The sequence below is a fragment of the Aeromonas sp. FDAARGOS 1411 genome (genome assembly GCF_019047125.1).
In the GTDB taxonomy this organism is placed as follows: Bacteria; Pseudomonadota; Gammaproteobacteria; order Enterobacterales; family Aeromonadaceae; genus Aeromonas; species Aeromonas veronii.
Window position 1 is genome coordinate 2,188,166 of record NZ_CP077214.1, and the last position, 18,734, is coordinate 2,206,899.

Genomic DNA, 18,734 nt, shown 5'->3' on the forward strand with positions numbered 1-18,734 from the left:
TCCCGTCATTCAGTATCTATCAACCACGCAGGGCGGCGATACGCTGCTCGATGGGCGGGTGGCTCATGAACAGCTCGCTCATGGAGCGCTTGCCGTTGATGCCAAAGGCCATCATGGAGCCTTCCAGCTGCGGCTCGGCACCGCGGGAGAGGCGCTCAAGGGCGGCAATCATCTTGTCGCGACCGGCCAGCTTGGCGGCACCTGCATCGGCACGGAACTCGCGCTGACGGCTGAACCACATGACGATGATGGAGGCCAGAATACCGAACAGCATCTCCAGCACGAACACGGTGATCATGTAGGCAAAACCGCCGGTGCTGCTGCTCTCTTCCTCGTTGTTGGAGCTGAAGAAGTTGCTGATCACGCCAGCCACGATCCGGGCGAAGAACATCACGAAGGTGTTCACTACACCCTGGATCAGGGTCAGGGTCACCATATCGCCATTGGCCACGTGGCTAACCTCGTGGGCCAGTACCGCTTCCGCCTCGTCACGGCTCATGCTGTAGAGCAGGCCGGAGGAGACCGCCACCAGCGAATCATCGCGGCGGGCGCCGGTTGCAAAGGCGTTCATCTCGGGAGAGTCGTAGATCCCCACTTCCGGCATCTTGATACCCGCTTCGCGGGCCTGACGGGCCACAGTACTCACCAGCCAGTGCTCGGTCTCGTTACGGGGTTGCTCGATGACCTGGACGCCATAGCTGCGCTTGGCCATCCACTTGGACATCAGCAAGGAGATAAAGGAACCCCCAAAACCGAACACGGCACAGAACACCAACAGCCCGGAAATGCTGGACTTGTTGATCCCCAGAACCGAGAACAGGATATTGAGTACCACCCCCAGCACCAGCATGACGGCCAGGTTGGTCACTAGGAATAGCATAATTCGCTTCATATAAACTCCTTGTGAAGATAAGGGACATGACCGGGGATCACTCGGGATCCCCACCTGATCATGTTAATGTCGACATTCTAGGGAGATTCGATGAATGTTCGCTGAATATGCCGTCAAAGTAGCGGCGAGATATCAAGACGCCCCTGCAAATCGGCTTCAAGCGGATTGTTTATAAACGGAATTTCGCCAAGGAAGGGGGCTGGCAGCAAGCCCCTCAGGGTGTCCAGATTTTCCTGATAATGGCTCATGGAACCATGGAGCCGATTAATTACCCACCCCACCACCGGCAGCTGATCATTGCGAATGGCGGCAAAGGTGAGCAGCGCATGGTTGAGGCAACCCAGCTTGGCCCCCACCACCATGATCACCGCCATGTTCTCCTGCTTGACCCAGTCCGACAGCAGATGCTTGCGATCGAGCGGCAAATACCAGCCCCCTGCCCCTTCCACTACCGCCAGTTCGGCCCCGGCCTGTTCAATCTTGCGTAGCCCCTCGCTCAACCCCTGCATGGTGATAGGCTGGCGCGCCTCGCTGGCGGCAATGTGGGGCGCAATCGGCGGCTCATAGGCGAACGGATTGACCACCTCATAGGGCAGCGGCAGACTCGCCGCCTCCTGCAACAGGACGGCATCCAGGTTGCGCAGCCCGTCCGGAGTGCGGGCACATCCGGCCGATACCGGCTTGTAACCCGCACACTTGATTCCCTGTGCGCTAAATTCGCGCAGCAGGGTGCGCGCCACCAGCGTCTTGCCAACATCGGTATCGGTGCCGGTGATAAAGAATGATTTCATACGGTTCTCTCCTTGGCTGGGCCCATTGACTACCCTGCACACACTGCGATTCCCGGCGCTCAACGAGGCTTGCTGAGGCGACCGAGGCACACCCGATAACTGGCGACCAGCCTGCCATCGGGCTGGCGAAACGCCTCATATGCCTGCGCCAGCTGCTGCAATCTGGCGCGACCGCTCAGACCGGCCGGGGCGGCACTCCCCTGATTGTCATTGACCTGATTAGCCCCAATCCCCTTGAGATCGCGCAACAACTGCGGCAATTCAAGATAGGCGAGATCCCAGGTGATACCACGCAGCTCGGGAGCAGATACCCCGGCGCTCGCCAGCGCCAGCTCCAATTGTGGCAGGCTGAGGAAGCGATTGACATGGGCGCGACCATCAAGCTGCTGCCAAGCGGCTCGCAACTGCCAGAGCGACTCATCGAGCAGGGTCGAGAAAAAGATCTGGCCGCCCGGTTTGACCACCCGCAGCAGCTCGCCGAAAGCCTGGGCCGGACGCTCGCACCACTGCAACGCCAGACTGGAGAAAACCCAGTCGAACGTGTTATCGGCGAAAGGAAGCTGCTCCGCATCGCCGCAGAGCAGGCGAGCACTGCTGCCACGCAAGGCGGCCTGCGCCAGCATGCCGGGGGCGAGATCCAGCCCCACCAGCTGGTGACAACGGTTCGCCAGTTGGGGCAAGAAAAAGCCGGTGCCACAGCCCAGATCCAGCCCGCTCACCGTCAGGTCAGTGCCAACCAGCCTGTCTGGCATCCATTCCAACAGCGCCTGACCCACCTCCTGTTGAAAGCGGGCGTGGGCATCGTAATGACGAGCGGCGGCGCCAAAACGGCGAGCAAGCTGCGCCTTGTCGACCGTTTGAAAACGCTCAGCCATAGTGAGCCTCCCCAAGCGTTGTAACTGCAGGGCAGACACCCAAGGCATCGAGCAGGCGATCCACATCCTGCTCGCGGTGAGCCGCACTCAGGGTGACGCGCAGCCGGGCTGTACCGACTGGCACCGTGGGCGGACGGATGGCGCTCACCCAGACGCCGCGTTCCCGCAGCCGTTCTGCCAGTTGCAGGGCAACACTGCTCTCCCCCACCAGCAGCGGCTGGATCGGGGTATCGCTCGCGCCAAGCTGCCAACCCTGATCCTTTGCCCCTTGCCGGAAGCGAGCGATCAGCTGGCCAAGATGGGCGCGGGACTCATCAGCCGCGCGCACCAGTTCGATGCTCTTGCTGACCGCGTAAGTCTGCGCGGCGGGCATATGGGTGCTGTAGACATAGTGGCGGGCGAAGTTGACCAGATACTCCACCAGTTCGCGACTGCCGCCGACAAAGGCACCGGCAACCCCGAGCGCCTTGCCAAAAGTGCCCATCTGGATGTGTACGCTGGCAGGGTTAACCCCCTGCGCCGCCAGCGTGCCACGCCCCTCGGGTCCCAGCACGCCGAGACCGTGGGCATCGTCGATCATCAGCCAGTTGCCGCTTTGGGCGGCGAGGGTTGCGAGATCGCGCCAAGGGCCCTGATCCCCGTCCATGCTGAACACCCCCTCCGAGACGATGAGCCCGCGATTTGGTTCAAGCTGCCGTTCAAGGGCCGCCATATCGTTGTGGGCAAAACGCTTCATCTTGCAAGGGAGCTGGCTGCCCATCTCCTGCAAAGAGGCGTGGTTGAGTTTGTCCTGCCACAGCAGATGTTCCTTGCCGAGCAGCGCTTTGAGCACCGCCTGATTGGCGGAAAAACCGCAGTTGAACAGCAGCACCGCCTCCACTCCGAGCCACTCGGCCAGAGTCTCCTCAAGCTCTTGGTGAGCATGACTGTAACCAGTCACCAGTGGCGAGGCGCCGGAGCCCGTGCCATAACGCTCAATCCCCGCGTTGAAGGCGGTCTTGATGGCGCCGTGATCCGCCAGTCCCAGATAGTCGTTGGCGGAAAAGTTGAGGTAGTCGCGCCCCGCAACCTTGAGCCGCCCGCCACTCGCCCCGTCGGTCGCGATGCGGTTGCGCAGCAGACCCACCTGCTCGCGCTCGGCCAGAGCCGTGCCCAACACAAAGGGGCCCGTTACTGCAGGGCCGTTCATGACCGCGCAGCCCCTGCACGGGGGCGGGTGGCGTCATAAAACATCTCGGCAGGCTCGCTCTGGCGACTCACCTCGGCCAGCAGTTCCTCTTCTTGAACCTGATCCGGCTTCTGGGCCCGCTGGGCAGGGCGAATGCCGAGCCGCTTGAACAGCTGCATATCGCTGTTTTCGTCCGGGTTGGGGGTGGTCAGCAACTTGCAGCCATAGAAAATGGAGTTGGCCCCGGCCATAAAACACATGGCCTGCATCTGCTCATTCATCTTCTCCCGCCCGGCTGAGAGGCGCACATGGGAGGCGGGCATCATGATCCGTGCCACGGCGATGGTGCGGATAAATTCGAACGGATCGAGGTTCTCCTGATCCTCCAGCGGCGTTCCCTTCACCTTGACCAGCATGTTGATGGGCACACTCTCCGGGTGCCGCGGCAGGTTGGCGAGCGCCATCAAGAGGCCCGCACGGTCTTTGGCCTGCTCGCCCATGCCGACGATACCGCCGGAGCACACCTTCATCCCGGCGCTGCGCACATGCTCCAGGGTATCGAGCCTGTCCTGATAGGTGCGGGTGGAGATGATCTCGCCGTAAAACTCCGGCGATGTATCGAGGTTGTGGTTGTAGTAATCGAGCCCCGCAGCGCCAAGACGTGCCGCCTGATCGGCGGTGAGCATCCCTAGCGTCATGCAGGTCTCCATCCCCAGCCCGCGCACCTCCTCAATCATCCGGATGATGTAGGGCATGTCCTTCTCTTTGGGGTTGCGCCAGGCGGCCCCCATGCAAAAGCGTGACGAGCCGTTGGCCTTGGCTTCACGGGCCCGCTCCAGCACCTTCTCCACCTCCATCAGCCGCTCGGCCTCGAGCCCGGTGTGGTAACGGGCGCTCTGGGGGCAGTATTTGCAATCTTCCGGGCAGGCGCCGGTCTTGATGGAGAGCAAAGTACTCACCTGCACTTCATTCGGGTCAAAGTGGGCGCGGTGGACGGTCTGGGCCTGAAACAGCAGATCGTTGAACGGCAGGGCAAACAGGGCCTGAACCTCGGCGAGGGTCCAGTCATGACGAAGGGCGTGACCGCCCGCGGTGAGAGCATTCATACATGGCTTCCGGTTGTTATTAGTGGGATCCTGCGCCCGCCATCTCGGGATGGACGGCCACAAAACCCGCCGCCTGGCCTGTGCGCTCAGGGTGATGCGCAGTGCCAAGTGGCTGAAATTGTTGGCTAGTGTAGAGAGCACGCGTAGACTGTCAACACCGACCAGATCAAACCAATTGACAACAGAACAACAAATGACCAATCAAGAATTCGACCTGCATCACATCTGGCACCCCTATACCTCCCTCACTCACCCCCTACCCTGCTATGAAGTGGCCAGCGCCAAAGGGGTGACCATCACCCTCAGCGATGGCCGCAAACTGGTGGATGGCATGAGCTCCTGGTGGGCTTGCGTGCACGGGTATCAGGTGCCGGAGCTGGATGCTGCCGCCACCGCCCAGCTCGGCAAGATGTCCCACGTGATGTTTGGCGGCCTCACCCACGCCCCGGCGGTCGAGCTCTGCCGCAAGCTGGTGGAGATCACTCCGAAGGGGCTTGATCGGGTATTTCTGGCCGATTCCGGCTCGGTGGCAGTGGAAGTGGCGCTCAAGATGGCGCAGCAGTACTGGCACGCCAAGGGGACGCCCAGAGCCAAATTTGTCGCCCTGCGCAGCGGCTATCACGGCGACACCTTTGGCGCCATGAGCGTCTGCGATCCCGATGGCGGCATGCATGAGCTCTACAAGGGATTCCTGCCGGAACACTATTTTGTCGAAGCACCCAGCTGTCGCTTCTACGCCGAGTGGGACGAGCAGTGCGTGGTGGAGCTGGCCACACTCATGGCGGATCATCACGAAGAGATCGCCGCCATCGTGCTTGAGCCCATAGTGCAGGGCGCTGGCGGCATGCGCTTCTATCACCCCCGCTACCTGCAGTGGGTGCGCGCCCTGTGCGACGAGTTCGGCGTGCTGCTGATTGCCGACGAGATCGCCACCGGCTTTGGCCGTACCGGTCAGCTGTTTGCCTGCGACTGGGCGGGGATCAGCCCCGACATCATGTGTCTGGGCAAGGCGCTCACCGGCGGCTACCTCACCCTCTCGGCGACCCTGACCACCGAGCATGTCGCCCGCACCATCTGTGACGGCAAGGCGGGCGTCTTTATGCACGGCCCCACCTTTATGGGCAATCCCCTCGCCTGCGCGGTGGCCAACGCCTCTATCGATCTGCTGCTGGCCTCACCGTGGCAGGAGCGGGTGCGCGCCATCGAGCATCAGCTGCGTACCGAGCTGGTGGAGCTGACCCTGCACCCGGCGGTCGCGGATGTGCGGGTGCTCGGCGCCATCGGGGTGGTGGAGATGAAAGAGCGGGTGGATGTGGCGCGCATCCAGCGCAAGTTTGTCGAACTGGGCGCCTGGATCCGCCCCTTCGGCAAGCTGGTCTACCTGATGCCCCCCTTCGTCATCACCCCTGAAGAGTTACGGGTATTGACCGGCGCCATCCGTCAGGCCATCACCGAAGGCGAGTTTTAAGGCATGCAGCGGGCGGCCATCGCTGCCGCCCGTTTGGCTACCGGCATTTGATATATAAAGAGGGCAACTTTATCCACTTCCGTGCGCTTTCACTTGCCGTAATGTGAGCAAAACACCAGACCTGAGGCCCCAAGAGGGGTAAACTGCTGCGGTTTTACCATCAAGAAAGACTGCTCATGCGCCTCTCCATTGCTGCCAAAATCAACTTTTTCCTGCTCTTCATCTTCTCCATGGTACTGGTCTTCTCCGCAGCCTATCAGGCGGTGCGCGAGCGCGATCTCATCCTGACCCTCATCAAGGAGCAGAGCCGCGAGCAGACCGAAGCCTATTTCGATGGCCTCAACATGCTGATGCTGACCGGCAAGATGGATGCCCGCGATACCCTGCGCGGCAAATTTCTCGACCATGCCCATGTGGAGGATGCCCGCATCGTCCGTGGCGACGCGGTGAGCAAACAGTTCGGGCCGGGACGGGAGACAGAACAGGTAAAAGATGAGTTTGATGAGCTGGCACTGGCGGGCAAAGGGAGCCTGGAGGTGGTGCACAATGGCATGCACAGCCGTCTGGTGGTCACCCGACCGCTGCTGGCCAAGAAGGATTTTCGCGGCACCGACTGCACCAGCTGTCATCTGGTGCCGGAGAACACTGTGTTAGGGGCGGTGCGCTTTGACTACTCCCTCGATTCGCTGTTTACCCGGGTCGAGCAGAATATTCTCACCTCGGCGCTCATTCTCACCGGCATCTTCGGGATGGGACTGCTGCTGACCCTCTGGGTCATCCGCACCTGGATCGTGCGCCCTCTCAACCAGTTGACCCGCTCCATGGAAGAGGCGACTGACTTGCACGACTTCGGACACCGGCTGGAGGGGGATGACGGCGACGAGATTGGCCGGGTGGCGGTGGCCTACAACCAGATGCTCGACAGCGTGGAGCGCCAGCTCGGCAAGCGCACCAAGGCCAGCAGGCAGGAGCCGGATCAGCCCCGCTGAGGCGGGCGCTTAACCGACGTAGTAGAAGAGCAAGCTGGCGATCAGCACCAATAGCAGGATGGCCAGATTGACATGCCGGGAGTCATCCTGACGGCGGCTGCGCTTGCGCTCCAGCAGCAACACCGCCAGCGTCAGGGCGCAACAGCTCCAGAGCCCGTAGACCAGCCAGGGGGTAAGGGACGGGTCCCAATAATCGCGCACCTCGATCCCGCCATAGACCAGAAAACCGTAGGCAATTTCGGGCCGGGCATAGTGGTAAAGGGAAAGCAGCACGATAAAGCCGCCCCAGCAGAGCATCACCAGCCCCTGCAACACCCGTGTCAGCCAATCTGGCCCATGCCGCCGATCTTTCACCCACCTCTCCTGCGCCCGTGACACTCTTGTTGAGTGAACCATGCCGAAAACCCCACCAGAGTCCGACATTTTTGCTTGTTTATCAAACCCGCGCGGGTAAGATTGACGGCTTAGTCTGCCATGGTGGGCCATCTGTGCCCGGGCCAGACTCCCTAGTGTTGCAAATAGCGCTGCAAGAACAAGCTGGAGACAATATTTCGATGACGCACGCATCCGTAGTAGATGTGCTGGCCGGTAAGTATCCGGTCGGCACCACCCAAACTGTCAAAGGGTGGATCCGGACTCGCCGTGATTCCAAGGCGGGGATCTCATTTTTGGCCATTTCCGATGGCTCCTGTTTCCATCCGGTACAGGCAGTTGTCCCCAATACCCTGGCCAATTACGAGAATGAAGTGCTGCGTCTGACCACTGCCTGCTCCGTGGAAGTGACCGGCGTGGTTGCCGCCTCTCAGGGCAGCGGCCAGGCTTTCGAACTGCAGGCGACCGAGGTGAAGGTAGTCGGCTGGGTCGAAGATCCGGACACCTACCCGATGGCCGCCAAGCGCCACAGCATCGAATACCTGCGTGAACAGGCCCACCTGCGCCCGCGCACCAACATCGTTGGCGCCGTGACCCGCGTTCGTCACTGCCTGGCGCAAGCCATCCACCGCTTCTTCCACGAAGAGGGTTTCCTCTGGGTTGCGACCCCGCTCATCACCGCCTCTGACACCGAAGGTGCCGGCGAGATGTTCCGCGTCTCCACTCTGGACATGGAAAACCTGCCGCGCACCGACGCCGGCAAGGTGGACTACAACGAAGATTTCTTCGGCAAAGAGGCTTTCCTGACCGTATCCGGCCAGCTGAACGCCGAAACCTATGCCTGCGCCCTCTCCAAGGTCTACACCTTCGGCCCGACCTTCCGCGCTGAAAACTCCAACACCAGCCGCCACCTGGCCGAGTTCTGGATGGTTGAGCCGGAAGTGGCCTTCAACGATCTGGAAGATAACGCCGCACTGGCCGAAGCCATGCTGAAGTATGTTTTCAACGCCGTACTGACCGAGCGTCGCGACGATCTGGAGTTCTTCGCCCAGCACGTGGACAAGGATGCTATCGGCCGTCTGGAGCGTTTCGTCTCCTCCGACTTCGCCCAGATCGACTACACCGACGCCATCGAAGTGCTGCAAAACTGCGGCAAGAAGTTCGAGTTCCCGGTCTCCTGGGGTATCGATCTCTCCTCCGAGCACGAGCGCTATCTGGCCGAGGAGCACTTCAAGTCTCCGGTGGTGGTGAAGAACTACCCGAAAGATATCAAAGCCTTCTACATGCGCCTCAACGACGACGGCAAGACCGTTGCCGCGATGGACGTACTGGCACCGGGCATCGGCGAGATCATCGGTGGTTCCCAGCGTGAAGAGCGTCTGGACGTGCTGGATGCCCGTCTGGCCGAGATGGGCCTGAACAAGGAAGATTACTGGTGGTACCGCGACCTGCGTCGCTTCGGTACCGTGCCGCACTCCGGCTTCGGTCTGGGCTTCGAGCGTCTGGTGGTCTACGTGACCGGCATGGGCAACGTCCGCGACGTGATCCCGTTCCCGCGTACTCCGCGTACCGCCGAGTTCTGATCAGCGGCATCTTGCCACTGCATTGCAAAAGCCGACCTCTGGGTCGGCTTTTTTATTGTCACCGTTATGGGTGATACTCAGGATCAACCGGCACAAGGAACTCGTCGCCTATGGGATATCGCCTGCTGCTCTCGCTATTGCTGTCCTGCATGCCTGTTCAACTGTGGGCCGAGCCCGTTCGTCTGACCACCCTGGAGTGGCCCCCCTACACCAGCCAGAGCCTGCCCGATGGCGGCCTCACCGGTCATATCGTCAAACGCGCCTTTGCCGAAGCGGGACTGGAAGTGACATTCGACTTCTATCCCTGGCAGCGGGCGGTGCGGCTAGCGGCCGACCCGACCCAGCCTTATAGCGGCTATTTTCCCGAGTACCTCTCCGACACCCTGCCGACCCTGTGGCGCAACTCCCCCAGCGTGGGCGACAGCGTGCTGGGCATGGCGCAGCGCTCAGGCCCCCCCATCCCCTGGCAGCAGCTCACGGATCTCGCCCCCTACCGGATCGGCGTGGTGGAGGGATACGTCAACACCCGTGAATTCGATGCCCTGATGGCTAGCAAGCGCCTCAACACTGCCGCCGTCGATTCCGACCTGCTCAACCTGCGCAAATTGCAGCGCGACCGGCTCGATCTGGCGGTAGTCGATCGGGATGTCTTTCACTGGCTCATCAACCATGATCGCAAGCTGAGCAGCGCCGGATTGCAATTTCACCCGAAGATCCTCGAACACAAGAGCCTGCACATCATGTTTCGCCCCGATCAGCAGGCGTTGCAGCAACGGGTGGCGCAGGCTATTGCCAGATTGGATATTGCCAAGCTGAGCGAGGATTATCAGCGCCGCTATCTGCAGCAAGCACCTGCGGCCAAGTGAGCCAACCCGCCGAAGTCAGCCCTTGCTGGCAAAAATAGCCTGAGCGCTGGCTTTTTCACCCTCTTCTGCCGCAATCGAGCCCTTTTTATGCCCCTCCCCTGCAGCCCTGTTGCCAAACTGTGCTGCCACCATGACCACCCGATGGCTTGGCCCCGAGTGATACCACTTGGTAACAAAAATGATGTTTTTGTTAGTACGTGGTTTTTAAGTGGTTTAATCAAAAATTCATCGAGTTATTGAAGTAACTCAATTTTTTCACTTTTTCAGGGGAGCAGAATAGCAACTAACCCTTTTGGGCTAAATAAAACAGACAATGACAATTCATGGTTCAGGCTACCCGCGGCAATATGGGTTGAATCACACGAGGTAACGGAATGATCTTGATGGAATTTTTAGTGGTACTCGGCTGCTTGCTGCTGGGTACCCGCTTTGGGGGCATGGGACTCGGTCTCATCAGTGGTATCGGTCTCTTCCTGCTGACCTTCGTCTTCGGCCTGGTGCCGGGCGAACCGCCTGTTCAGGTAATGCTGACCATTCTGGCGGTGATCGGCTGTGCCGCCACCCTGCAGACTGCCGGTGGCCTCAACCTGATGATGCAGGTAGCCGAGCGTCTGCTGCGCCGTCACCCGCAATACATCACTATCCTGGCGCCGCTCACGACCTGGACCCTCACCTTCCTGTGCGGTACCGGCCACGTGGTCTACACCATGTTCCCCATCATCGCTGACATCGCGCTGCAGAAGAACATCCGTCCCGAGCGCCCGATGGCCGTAGCCTCCGTTGCATCCCAGATGGCCATCTGCGCCTCCCCGGTCTCCGTTGCCGTGGTCTCCATGGTCTCCATTCTGGCGGCCGGTCATGGTATCGGTCAGGCTTACGGCCTGCTCGACATCCTGATGATCGCCATCCCCTCCTCCCTGACCGGTGTCATCGTGGCGGCCCTGTGGAGCCTGCGTCGCGGCAAGGATCTGGACAAGGACGAAGAGTTCCAGGCCAAGATCAAAGACCCGGAGCAGCGCGCCTTCATCTACGGTGGTGGCGAGACCCTGCTCAACACCAAGTTCCCGAAAGAGGCCTACTGGTCTACCTGGATCTTCTTCGCCGCCATCGCTGCCGTGGTATTGCTCGGTGCCAACGAAGGTCTGCGTCCGGTGTTCACCATCAAGGACAAGACCGGCCCGCTCTCCATGAACCTGGTGATCCAGATGATGATGCTGATCGCCGGTGCCATCATCCTGATGCGCTGCAAGGTCAAGCCGGGCGAGATCGCCAACGGTGCCGTCTTCAAGGCAGGCATGGTCGCCATCTTCTCCGTATTCGGGGTGGCATGGATGAGTGAGACCTTCTTCCAGGCTCACATGCCGCTGCTCAAAGAGACCCTGGCCCATGTGGTACAGGCCCAGCCCTGGACCTACGCCTTGGTGCTGTTCCTCATCTCCAAGCTGGTAAACAGCCAGGCCGCTGCCCTCACCGCCATCGCCCCCATGGGTCTGGCGCTGGGTGTGGAGCCGAAGCTGCTGATCGCCTTCCTGCCGGCGAGCTACGGCTACTTCGTGCTGCCGACCTACCCGAGCGATCTGGCCTGTATCGGTTTCGACCGCTCCGGCACCACCCGCATCGGCAAGTTCATCATCAACCACAGCTTCATCATTCCGGGGCTGATCGGGGTGGTGACCTCCTGCTCGCTGGGCTTTATCCTCACCAGCATCCTGCTCTAATCGCAGCGGCGTTTACCACACTATTGCAATACAGGCCCCCGCTTCGGGGGTCTGCTTTTTCCCGCTCTGTGACCCCAACCATTTCCCCGCCGCCATTTCCGGACACTATACCTTTACCTCTGCCCCCGCCGCTGGGTAGCATGCCCCCTCGTTCACCATTGGAATCTCATCCATGTCTCGCGTCATCCTGCTCTGGAGTGGTGGCAAAGATGCCATGCTGGCCCTCTGTCATGCCCGCCAAGCGGGCCATCAGGTGGTGGCACTGGCCACCTTTGCCCCGCCAGAGCCCCGATTTCTCGCTCACCCCTTGCCGCTGGTGCGCCGTCAGGCGGAAGCCCTCGAGCTGCCCCATCTGCCGGTCACCATAGAAGCGCCGTTCGATCTCGGTTATGAGCGGGCACTGGCGCAGCTCAAGGAGGAGTGGCAACTCGATGGCGTAGTCACCGGCGATATCGACAGCGTGGGCGGTGCGCCTAACTGGATCCGCGAACGCTGCCAGCCGCTTGGTCTCACCGTCCATACCCCGCTCTGGCAGCAATCTCGCCAAGCCTTGCTGGCGGATATGCTGACCCGCGGCATCGTCGCCCACCTCTCCTGCGTCGATACCCGGGTGCTGGCTCCCGAGTGGACTGGACGCACCCTCGATGCCGCTACCCTCGTGGAATTACAGCAACTGGCCGAGCGCGAGGGCTTCGATGCCTGCGGCGAGCAGGGGGAGTACCACACCATGGTGACCTACGGCCCGGGCTTTGCCGCCCCGCTGCGCCTCGATGGCTGGCAGGTGGCGCGGCAGGATCATCTGGCCTATCTGGCCGAGCCACAGGGGTAACGGCCTCAGGCCATCTGGCCCGCTCACTCAGCGCACGAAAAATCGAGATAAAAAAACGGGAGGCAACAGCCTCCCGTTGGGGTTTGATCGGGCCAGTTTTGAGCGGGCCATGACGACCCGAACAAGGGATAAACCGGCTTATTTCGCCAGCTTGCCCAGCACCCGCTGCAGCAGGCGGATGCGCGGCTCGATGCTCTCCAGCAGCAGGAATTCCGCCTCCGAGTGGAAACCACCGCCCATGGGGCCGAAGCCATCGAGGGACGGCACACCCGCGGCGGCGGTGAAGTTTGCATCCGAGCCGCCACCGGCCTCCAGCCAGTTGAAGGGGATCCCCTCCTCGTTGGCTGCCGCCTCCACCAGCGCCATCAGCGCCTCGGTGTCACCGCTCGGTCGCATCGCCGGCTTGAAGGTCTGGCGATCCACCTCGACCCGGCAGCCCGCGAGGAAGGGGTTGTTGGCCATAAAGGTGAGCCGATCGTGTACCGCCGCGGCCTCTTCGTTGCTCCAGAAGCGCAGATCGACGATCGCCTCGGCAAAGTCCGGTACCACGTTGACGCCGGTGCCGCCCTGTACCACGCCAACGTTCATGGTGGTGCCCGTGGTCATGTTGACCTGCTCGTTGATGGCCAGCACCCAATGAGCGAGTTCTGTAATGGCAGAGACCCCTTCGGTCAGGGCCGAACCGGCGTGGGACGCCTTGCCGTGGAAGGTGATGCGGTACTTGGCATTGCCCTTGCGGGCGCTGATGAGATCTCCGCTCGGGCGAGCAGCCTCGGCCACCAGCACGCAGCCGCTCTGTTTGGCCTTCTCCACCAGCCAATCTTTCGACCAGGGGGAGCCAATCTCTTCGTCGCAGTTGTAGCAGACCAGCACCTTGAGCTTGGCAAGCAATGCCGGATCCATCTCTTTGAGGGCATACCAGATAGAGAGCAGGCCACTCTTCATGTCCGAGACGCCGGGACCAAAGGCTTGATTGCCTTCGATTTTCAGCGGGCGCTTGGCCGCCGTCCCCTCGGGGAAGACGGTATCCATGTGGCCGCACAGCATCACGTCGTAGTGATCGGCACCCGGCGCATTGGTGATCTCGAGGCAGGGGCCGCACTCGGCAGCGAACTGGTGGCGGGTCACCTGCCAGCCGATGGCCTCATATTTCTCGGTCATGATGTCGGCCACTTTCGCTACCCCGGCCGGGGTGCGAGTACCGCAATCGAGGTTGATGAGCGGAGCCAGATCGGCCAGATAGCTATCAAGGGAAAACGGGCTCTTTACAACTGTCATTATCTTCTCCATGCAACAATCAGCGTTGATGGCCGATCGTCTATTGCAACAATGCGACACAGTGAGAAAAAGGCGGGCAGCCATGCCACCCGCCCGACCGGTAAATTCCAAACACCACTTACATAACCCACATCACTACATGAACAGCAGATAGTTGAGGGTCAACGCCGTCAGCAGCGCCCCCGCCATCGGCACGCTGGTGCGCTTGACCACGGTAAAGGGCGATACCTTGGCAATCCCCGCACAGGCGATCAGTACCGCAGCGATGGGGGAGACGGTGCGGCCGATACTGGAAGCGAGCTGCATCGGCAGCAGCATGGTCACCGCAGGTACGCCGAACTTGGCCGCCACCGCCGGTGCCAGGGTCGAGAAGCTGAGGAACGCCGCGTTGCCGGAGCCCATGATGACCGCCGCCACCATGATCAGCGCCACCATCACCAGGGTCATCAGACCGCTGCCGATACCGGCATTGCTGGCAGAGTGCAGCAAGGTATCGATGGCGCCGATGGCCTTGAGGGATTCGGCAAACAGCTCGGCACAGACGATGAGCGCCACCACGGGGCCAAACACCTTGCCCATACCATCGAGGAAGCTCGACAGCCCGGCAAATGCGGTACGCACCGAGCGGCTACGCAGCAGCTCGCACAGCATGCCGATAAAGACCGACAGCAGCATGGCCACCTCCACGCTCATCTTGATGTCGCTCACCAGCAGCTTGGAGAAGGTCATCATCAGCACGAAGGGGATGATCGGCAGCAGGGCATACCAGGTAGGCGCCTGCACGCTCTCGGTGCCCTGCTCGTCCAGCTCGGCGTGATCGCCGCGATGGAGCGCAGGATCCCAGCCATCCTTGCGATCGCAGTGACGCTGCCAGAAGAAGTGCAGCACCATGGTCACCAGCAGCATGGGGGCCACCAGCCAGATCTGGTAGTCGACGAAATAGCTGGTCGGATCCATACCGGATTGACCGGCAGAGAAGATGGCGTTGGTCTGGGTTGGGCCAATTTCAAACGCCTGTGAGGTGGCGATGACGCCACAGGCGGAGGCCGGGCTGATGCCGAGGTTGCGCATCACCGGATACATGGTGACCATCAACAGCAGGCCAAGGCCGGTGGCGGAGGTAACGAACAGGGAGACAAAGACCGCCACCAGATAACAGATGGAGAGCATCAGGTAGCTGGACTGGATGCCTGCCACCGGTTTGACCGCCACCCGCACCAGCGCCTGGGAGGCCCCGATATGGGACATGTAGGTGGCAAAACCCGCCACCGCCATGATGGTGAGGCCAAGTCCCGCCGCGCGGTAGGAGAAGATCCCCTTGAACACTTCGAACAGGTCGAACAGGGCGAAACCGGTGCTCTTGTCAGCGGGGAGAATGGGGTGCAGCCCCAGCCAGTAGGCCACCGCAAAAATGGCCATGCCCGCCAGCGCCAGCACCGCCTGCGGGTTGTAATCCTTGATGATGCCGTAGACCACGGCGACCAGAACGAGCAAGACGAATAAAAGTTCCAATATTCACTCCTGATAAATTTATCGAAGAGCGAAATCTAGTGATCTGACCACTGTTTGCCTTTGATCCCTATCAATAAAGGTGCCGTCACCGTGATTCATTAGCATAATATGTCGGCCATGTAACAATTTTTCGTTATTTCAACTGCCGAAAAACCTTTATCACCCTATATCCGGGAATTGTGTGACGCGACTCCCCTCTTTTTTGCGTTGGATCAACATATGACGGCGCCGAACTGGCGAAGATGCGCTTCGACATATAGCGACCATTTCGCGCCGGAGAGAGTTATGACAAGCCAAGCCACCGCAGGTGCTTCGACCTGCGACTACAAGCTGTGGGACATCCTCGTCGAGTCTGCAAAGGAACGCACTACCATTCGTTACTCCAAACTGGCCAAGCAGGCCGGGCTGGAGCAGTGCCAGGATGAACTGCGCACCCTGCTGCAACGCATCCGCATGTACTGCACCGAAAACAACCTGCCGATCCTCTCCGCCATCGTGGTGGACGACGTGGGCAAATACACTGGCCTCTCTTCCAGCCTGCCTGATGCACCCTGGGAACGGGCCCGGGTCTTTGACCATGAGTGGACCACCCTGCACTGATTGAGGTGCTTGATGATGCCGACCAAAACGCGCCCGCTGGCGCGTTTTGGCTATCTGGCGTTTGCCCCCTTCTCTTTTTCTCCTGCAATAGTCGATCTTCTCCCGCAATACCCAACCCCATCGGGCACGCCAGCCCCACTGCTTCTGACCTTGTGCTCAAAATCGCCGTTCAGGTGTGACCAGTTCCGGTAAAACCCGCGAGCCAGACCATCGGCGTTGCCATGGGATTGCCACAATGCCAGAATCGGGCCCTTGCACTGCGTTGATTCGGATTTTCGGGCACGGCCACGGCCAGCGCCCACAAGAGAAGGACTCCCCATGGCCATCACCCTCTATGGCATCAAGAACTGCGACACCATCAAGAAAGCCCGCAAGTGGCTGGATGAGGCCGGTATCGACTACCGCTTTCACGACCACCGCGCCGATGGTCTGAACCCGGACGATCTGGACAGCTGGCTGGCAAAACTCGGCTGGGAAGCACTGCTCAACAGTCGCGGTACCACCTTCCGCGCCCTGCCGGATGAGGCCAAACAGGGGCTCGACACCGCCAAGGCGCGCGCCCTGCTGCTGGAACATCCGGCCATGATCAAGCGCCCGCTGCTGGACCGTGACGGCGAACTGACCCTGGGTTTCAAGGCTGATCACTACCAATCCCTCTTCTCCCGTTAAGGACAACTAAGGACAACTGATGTCGGATGTCATCGCACTGGCCAAGGATCTGATCCGCCGCCCCTCCGTTACCCCCCTCGATGAAGGGTGCCAGACCCTGATGGCGGAGCGCCTCGCCAGGATCGGATTCGTTATCGAGCCCATGGTGTTTGAGGACACCACCAACCTCTGGGCCCGTCGTGGCAGCGAGGGGCCGCTGTTCTGCTTCGCCGGTCACACCGACGTGGTGCCCGCCGGGCCGCTGGACAAATGGCACACCCCGCCGTTCGAGCCGACCATCAAGGATGGCTTGCTCTATGGCCGCGGTGCCGCCGATATGAAGGGCTCGCTGGCTTCCATGGTGGTGGCGGTCGAGCGCTTCGTGGCCGAGCATCCGGATCACACCGGGTCCATCGCCTTTCTCATCACCTCCGATGAAGAGGGGCCCTTTATCAATGGCACCACCCGGGTGATCGACACCCTGGAGGCACGCAACGAGAAGATCCGCTGGTGCATCGTCGGTGAACCCTCCTCCACCGCCGTGGTAGGCGATGTGGTGAAGAACGGCCGCCGCGGCTCCATCACCGGCGATCTGCTGGTACGCGGGGTGCAGGGCCATGTCGCCTATCCCCATCTGGCTGACAACCCCATTCACAAAGCCGCGCCAGCGCTGGCGGAACTCGCCGCCACCGTGTGGGATGAGGGCAACGCCTACTTCCCCCCCACCAGCTTCCAGATCGCCAACATCTCGGCCGGCACCGGCGCCTCCAACATCATTCCGGGCGAGCTGCAGGTACAGTTCAACTTCCGCTTCAGTACCGAACTGACCGACATGGATATCCGCGAGCGGGTCGAAGCGCTGCTGGATAAACATGGCCTCGATTATCAGCTGAGCTGGACCCTCTCCGGCCAGCCGTTCCTCACCGATACAGGCAAACTGCTGGCGGCGGCAGTCTCTGCCATCGAGGCGGTCAATGGCCAGCAGCCAGCCCTGCTCACCACCGGCGGCACCTCGGACGGGCGCTTTATCGCCCCCACTGGCGCCGAGGTGATTGAGCTCGGTCCCGTCAACGCCACCATTCACAAGGTGAATGAGTGCGTGAAGGCGGACGATCTGGATCTGCTGGCGGACATGTACCAAGGGGTGCTCGAGAGATTGCTGGCATGACGCAGGAACAACTGCTGGGGCTCGATGAGAGCCACCTTATTGTGGTGGGGCGCGGCCCCCATCGGCTGACCGCCGCTACCGCGGCGGCCTTCAACGACATGCAGGTGGCGGCTGCCTATGAGGGATTCAACCTGCAGGCGGCCTCCAGCTGGCGCAGCTTCGAGCGCCAGCTCGCCATCTGGAATGGCAAGTGGCGCGGCGAACGGCCACTGCTCGATGCCAACAGCCAGCCCATCGATGCCCTGCAACTCTGCGAGACAGAGCGGCTGCACGCCATTTTGCGCTGGAGCGCTCTGCCCGGCACCAGCCGTCACCACTGGGGGACCGATCTCGATATCTACGACCCGGACTGTTTGCCTGCCGATACCAAACTGGCACTGGAGCCGTGGGAGTATGAAGCCGGGGGCTGGTTTGCGGATCTCAGCGAGTGGCTCAGCGACCATATGAGCGACTTCGGCTTCTTCCTCCCTTATGCCAAGCCGGTCGGGGCAGAGAGCGGGGTCGCCTACGAGCCCTGGCATATCAGCTTCTCGCTGGAGTCCGACGAGCAGCGGCTCGATCCCGCGGCACTGGCGCTTTGTCTGCAACAGGCGGATATTGAAGGCAAGTCGACCATATTGGCCAACCTTGATGAAATTTTGGCCCGTTATGTCACCACCTGTCCTGACGAAAGGAAAATCCCATGAATCTCTGGCTGTGGATAGGGTTGCCGCTGCTGTTCCTGCTCGGGCTGTTTCTCAATGCCATCAAAGACATGAAACGGCTGGAGAAGCAGTTGCCCAACTACAAGGACAAGATCCGCGAAGTGAAGGATGACGAGGACGACTGAATCCCGCCCCCATCCCGTGGGGAGCGCCCTTGTGCTCCCCTC

Annotated in this window: 19 protein-coding genes; 11 read left to right on the forward strand and 8 right to left on the reverse strand. The window is 61.0% G+C overall.

Annotation, left to right across the window (positions count from 1 at the left end):
• Nucleotides 1-19: 19 nt before the first annotated feature.
• The 5 genes from htpX to bioB form a co-directional block, all read right to left on the reverse strand.
• Entirely contained in the window at nucleotides 20-892 is an 873-nt protein-coding gene (gene htpX, locus I6L41_RS09650; RefSeq protein WP_005337890.1) for a protease HtpX, read from the reverse strand.
• 113 nt (nucleotides 893-1,005) lie between these two features.
• Nucleotides 1,006-1,683, reverse strand: coding sequence for a dethiobiotin synthase (gene bioD / locus I6L41_RS09655; protein WP_216963650.1), 678 nt, complete (start codon nucleotides 1,681-1,683; stop codon nucleotides 1,006-1,008).
• A 59-nt stretch (nucleotides 1,684-1,742) separates the two neighbouring features.
• Nucleotides 1,743-2,558: a malonyl-ACP O-methyltransferase BioC gene (gene bioC, locus I6L41_RS09660; protein WP_201908464.1), complete on the reverse strand. Its 816-nt coding sequence runs from the start codon at nucleotides 2,556-2,558 to the stop codon at nucleotides 1,743-1,745.
• Nucleotides 2,551-3,747: an 8-amino-7-oxononanoate synthase gene (gene bioF, locus I6L41_RS09665; RefSeq protein WP_216963655.1), complete on the reverse strand. Its 1,197-nt coding sequence runs from the start codon at nucleotides 3,745-3,747 to the stop codon at nucleotides 2,551-2,553. The genes bioC and bioF overlap by 8 nt, the downstream gene beginning before the upstream one ends.
• Nucleotides 3,744-4,832: a biotin synthase BioB gene (gene bioB, locus I6L41_RS09670; protein WP_005344369.1), complete on the reverse strand. Its 1,089-nt coding sequence runs from the start codon at nucleotides 4,830-4,832 to the stop codon at nucleotides 3,744-3,746. Before bioB ends, bioF begins: the two co-directional genes overlap by 4 nt.
• A 193-nt stretch (nucleotides 4,833-5,025) precedes the next feature.
• On the opposite strand from bioB, the gene bioA reads away from it, so the two are divergent.
• On the forward strand, nucleotides 5,026-6,300 hold the full coding sequence (gene bioA, locus I6L41_RS09675) for an adenosylmethionine--8-amino-7-oxononanoate transaminase (RefSeq protein ID WP_216963658.1): 1,275 nt from the start codon (nucleotides 5,026-5,028) through the stop codon (nucleotides 6,298-6,300).
• 176 nt (nucleotides 6,301-6,476) lie between these two features.
• Nucleotides 6,477-7,289 (forward strand): HAMP domain-containing protein, encoded by an 813-nt coding sequence (locus tag I6L41_RS09680; RefSeq protein ID WP_005350472.1) that lies wholly within the window; start codon nucleotides 6,477-6,479, stop codon nucleotides 7,287-7,289.
• A 9-nt stretch (nucleotides 7,290-7,298) separates the two neighbouring features.
• Here I6L41_RS09680 and I6L41_RS09685 read toward each other — a convergent pair whose 3' ends face one another.
• The gene (locus tag I6L41_RS09685) at nucleotides 7,299-7,643 is read right to left on the reverse strand and encodes a hypothetical protein (protein ID WP_005350469.1); all 345 of its coding nucleotides are present in this window, start codon (nucleotides 7,641-7,643) and stop codon (nucleotides 7,299-7,301) included.
• Between the two features lie 200 nt (nucleotides 7,644-7,843).
• Between I6L41_RS09685 and asnS the strand changes: the two genes are divergently transcribed.
• From asnS to I6L41_RS09705, 4 genes are all read left to right on the forward strand, one after another.
• A complete protein-coding gene (gene asnS, locus I6L41_RS09690) occupies nucleotides 7,844-9,244 on the forward strand; it encodes an asparagine--tRNA ligase (protein WP_005337914.1) in 1,401 nt (466 codons plus the stop codon).
• Nucleotides 9,245-9,354: 110 nt separating this feature from the next.
• On the forward strand, nucleotides 9,355-10,110 hold the full coding sequence (locus I6L41_RS09695) for an ABC transporter substrate-binding protein (RefSeq protein WP_216963661.1): 756 nt from the start codon (nucleotides 9,355-9,357) through the stop codon (nucleotides 10,108-10,110).
• Nucleotides 10,111-10,484: 374 nt separating this feature from the next.
• Complete coding sequence (locus I6L41_RS09700) at nucleotides 10,485-11,828, forward strand: anaerobic C4-dicarboxylate transporter (protein WP_005337916.1); 1,344 nt, start codon at nucleotides 10,485-10,487, stop codon at nucleotides 11,826-11,828.
• A gap of 172 nt (nucleotides 11,829-12,000) precedes the next feature.
• Nucleotides 12,001-12,657 (forward strand): adenine nucleotide alpha hydrolase, encoded by a 657-nt coding sequence (locus tag I6L41_RS09705; RefSeq protein WP_216963664.1) that lies wholly within the window; start codon nucleotides 12,001-12,003, stop codon nucleotides 12,655-12,657.
• A gap of 138 nt (nucleotides 12,658-12,795) precedes the next feature.
• On the opposite strand, the gene I6L41_RS09710 is transcribed toward I6L41_RS09705, so the two are convergent.
• Both I6L41_RS09710 and dcuC read right to left on the reverse strand, forming a co-directional pair.
• On the reverse strand, nucleotides 12,796-13,935 hold the full coding sequence (locus I6L41_RS09710; protein WP_216963666.1) for a M20 family metallopeptidase: 1,140 nt from the start codon (nucleotides 13,933-13,935) through the stop codon (nucleotides 12,796-12,798).
• Between the two features lie 135 nt (nucleotides 13,936-14,070).
• A complete protein-coding gene (dcuC, locus tag I6L41_RS09715) occupies nucleotides 14,071-15,447 on the reverse strand; it encodes a C4-dicarboxylate transporter DcuC (RefSeq protein ID WP_128836092.1) in 1,377 nt (458 codons plus the stop codon).
• A gap of 285 nt (nucleotides 15,448-15,732) precedes the next feature.
• Here dcuC and I6L41_RS09720 point away from each other — a divergent pair, with 285 nt between their 5' ends.
• The 5 genes from I6L41_RS09720 to I6L41_RS09740 all read left to right on the forward strand — a co-directional run bounded on the left by I6L41_RS09720 (nucleotide 15,733) and on the right by I6L41_RS09740 (nucleotide 18,692).
• Entirely contained in the window at nucleotides 15,733-16,047 is a 315-nt protein-coding gene (locus I6L41_RS09720; protein WP_005337929.1) for a hypothetical protein, read from the forward strand.
• 318 nt (nucleotides 16,048-16,365) lie between these two features.
• Nucleotides 16,366-16,716, forward strand: a complete 351-nt coding sequence (locus I6L41_RS09725; protein ID WP_005337930.1) for an ArsC family reductase — start codon at nucleotides 16,366-16,368, stop codon at nucleotides 16,714-16,716.
• Between the two features lie 19 nt (nucleotides 16,717-16,735).
• Entirely contained in the window at nucleotides 16,736-17,863 is a 1,128-nt protein-coding gene (dapE, locus tag I6L41_RS09730; protein ID WP_216963669.1) for a succinyl-diaminopimelate desuccinylase, read from the forward strand.
• Nucleotides 17,860-18,549, forward strand: coding sequence for a M15 family metallopeptidase (locus tag I6L41_RS09735; RefSeq protein WP_216963672.1), 690 nt, complete (start codon nucleotides 17,860-17,862; stop codon nucleotides 18,547-18,549). The genes dapE and I6L41_RS09735 overlap by 4 nt, the downstream gene beginning before the upstream one ends.
• On the forward strand, nucleotides 18,546-18,692 hold the full coding sequence (locus I6L41_RS09740) for a hypothetical protein (protein ID WP_005337933.1): 147 nt from the start codon (nucleotides 18,546-18,548) through the stop codon (nucleotides 18,690-18,692). The genes I6L41_RS09735 and I6L41_RS09740 overlap by 4 nt, the downstream gene beginning before the upstream one ends.
• The last annotated feature ends 42 nt before the right edge of the window (nucleotides 18,693-18,734 follow it).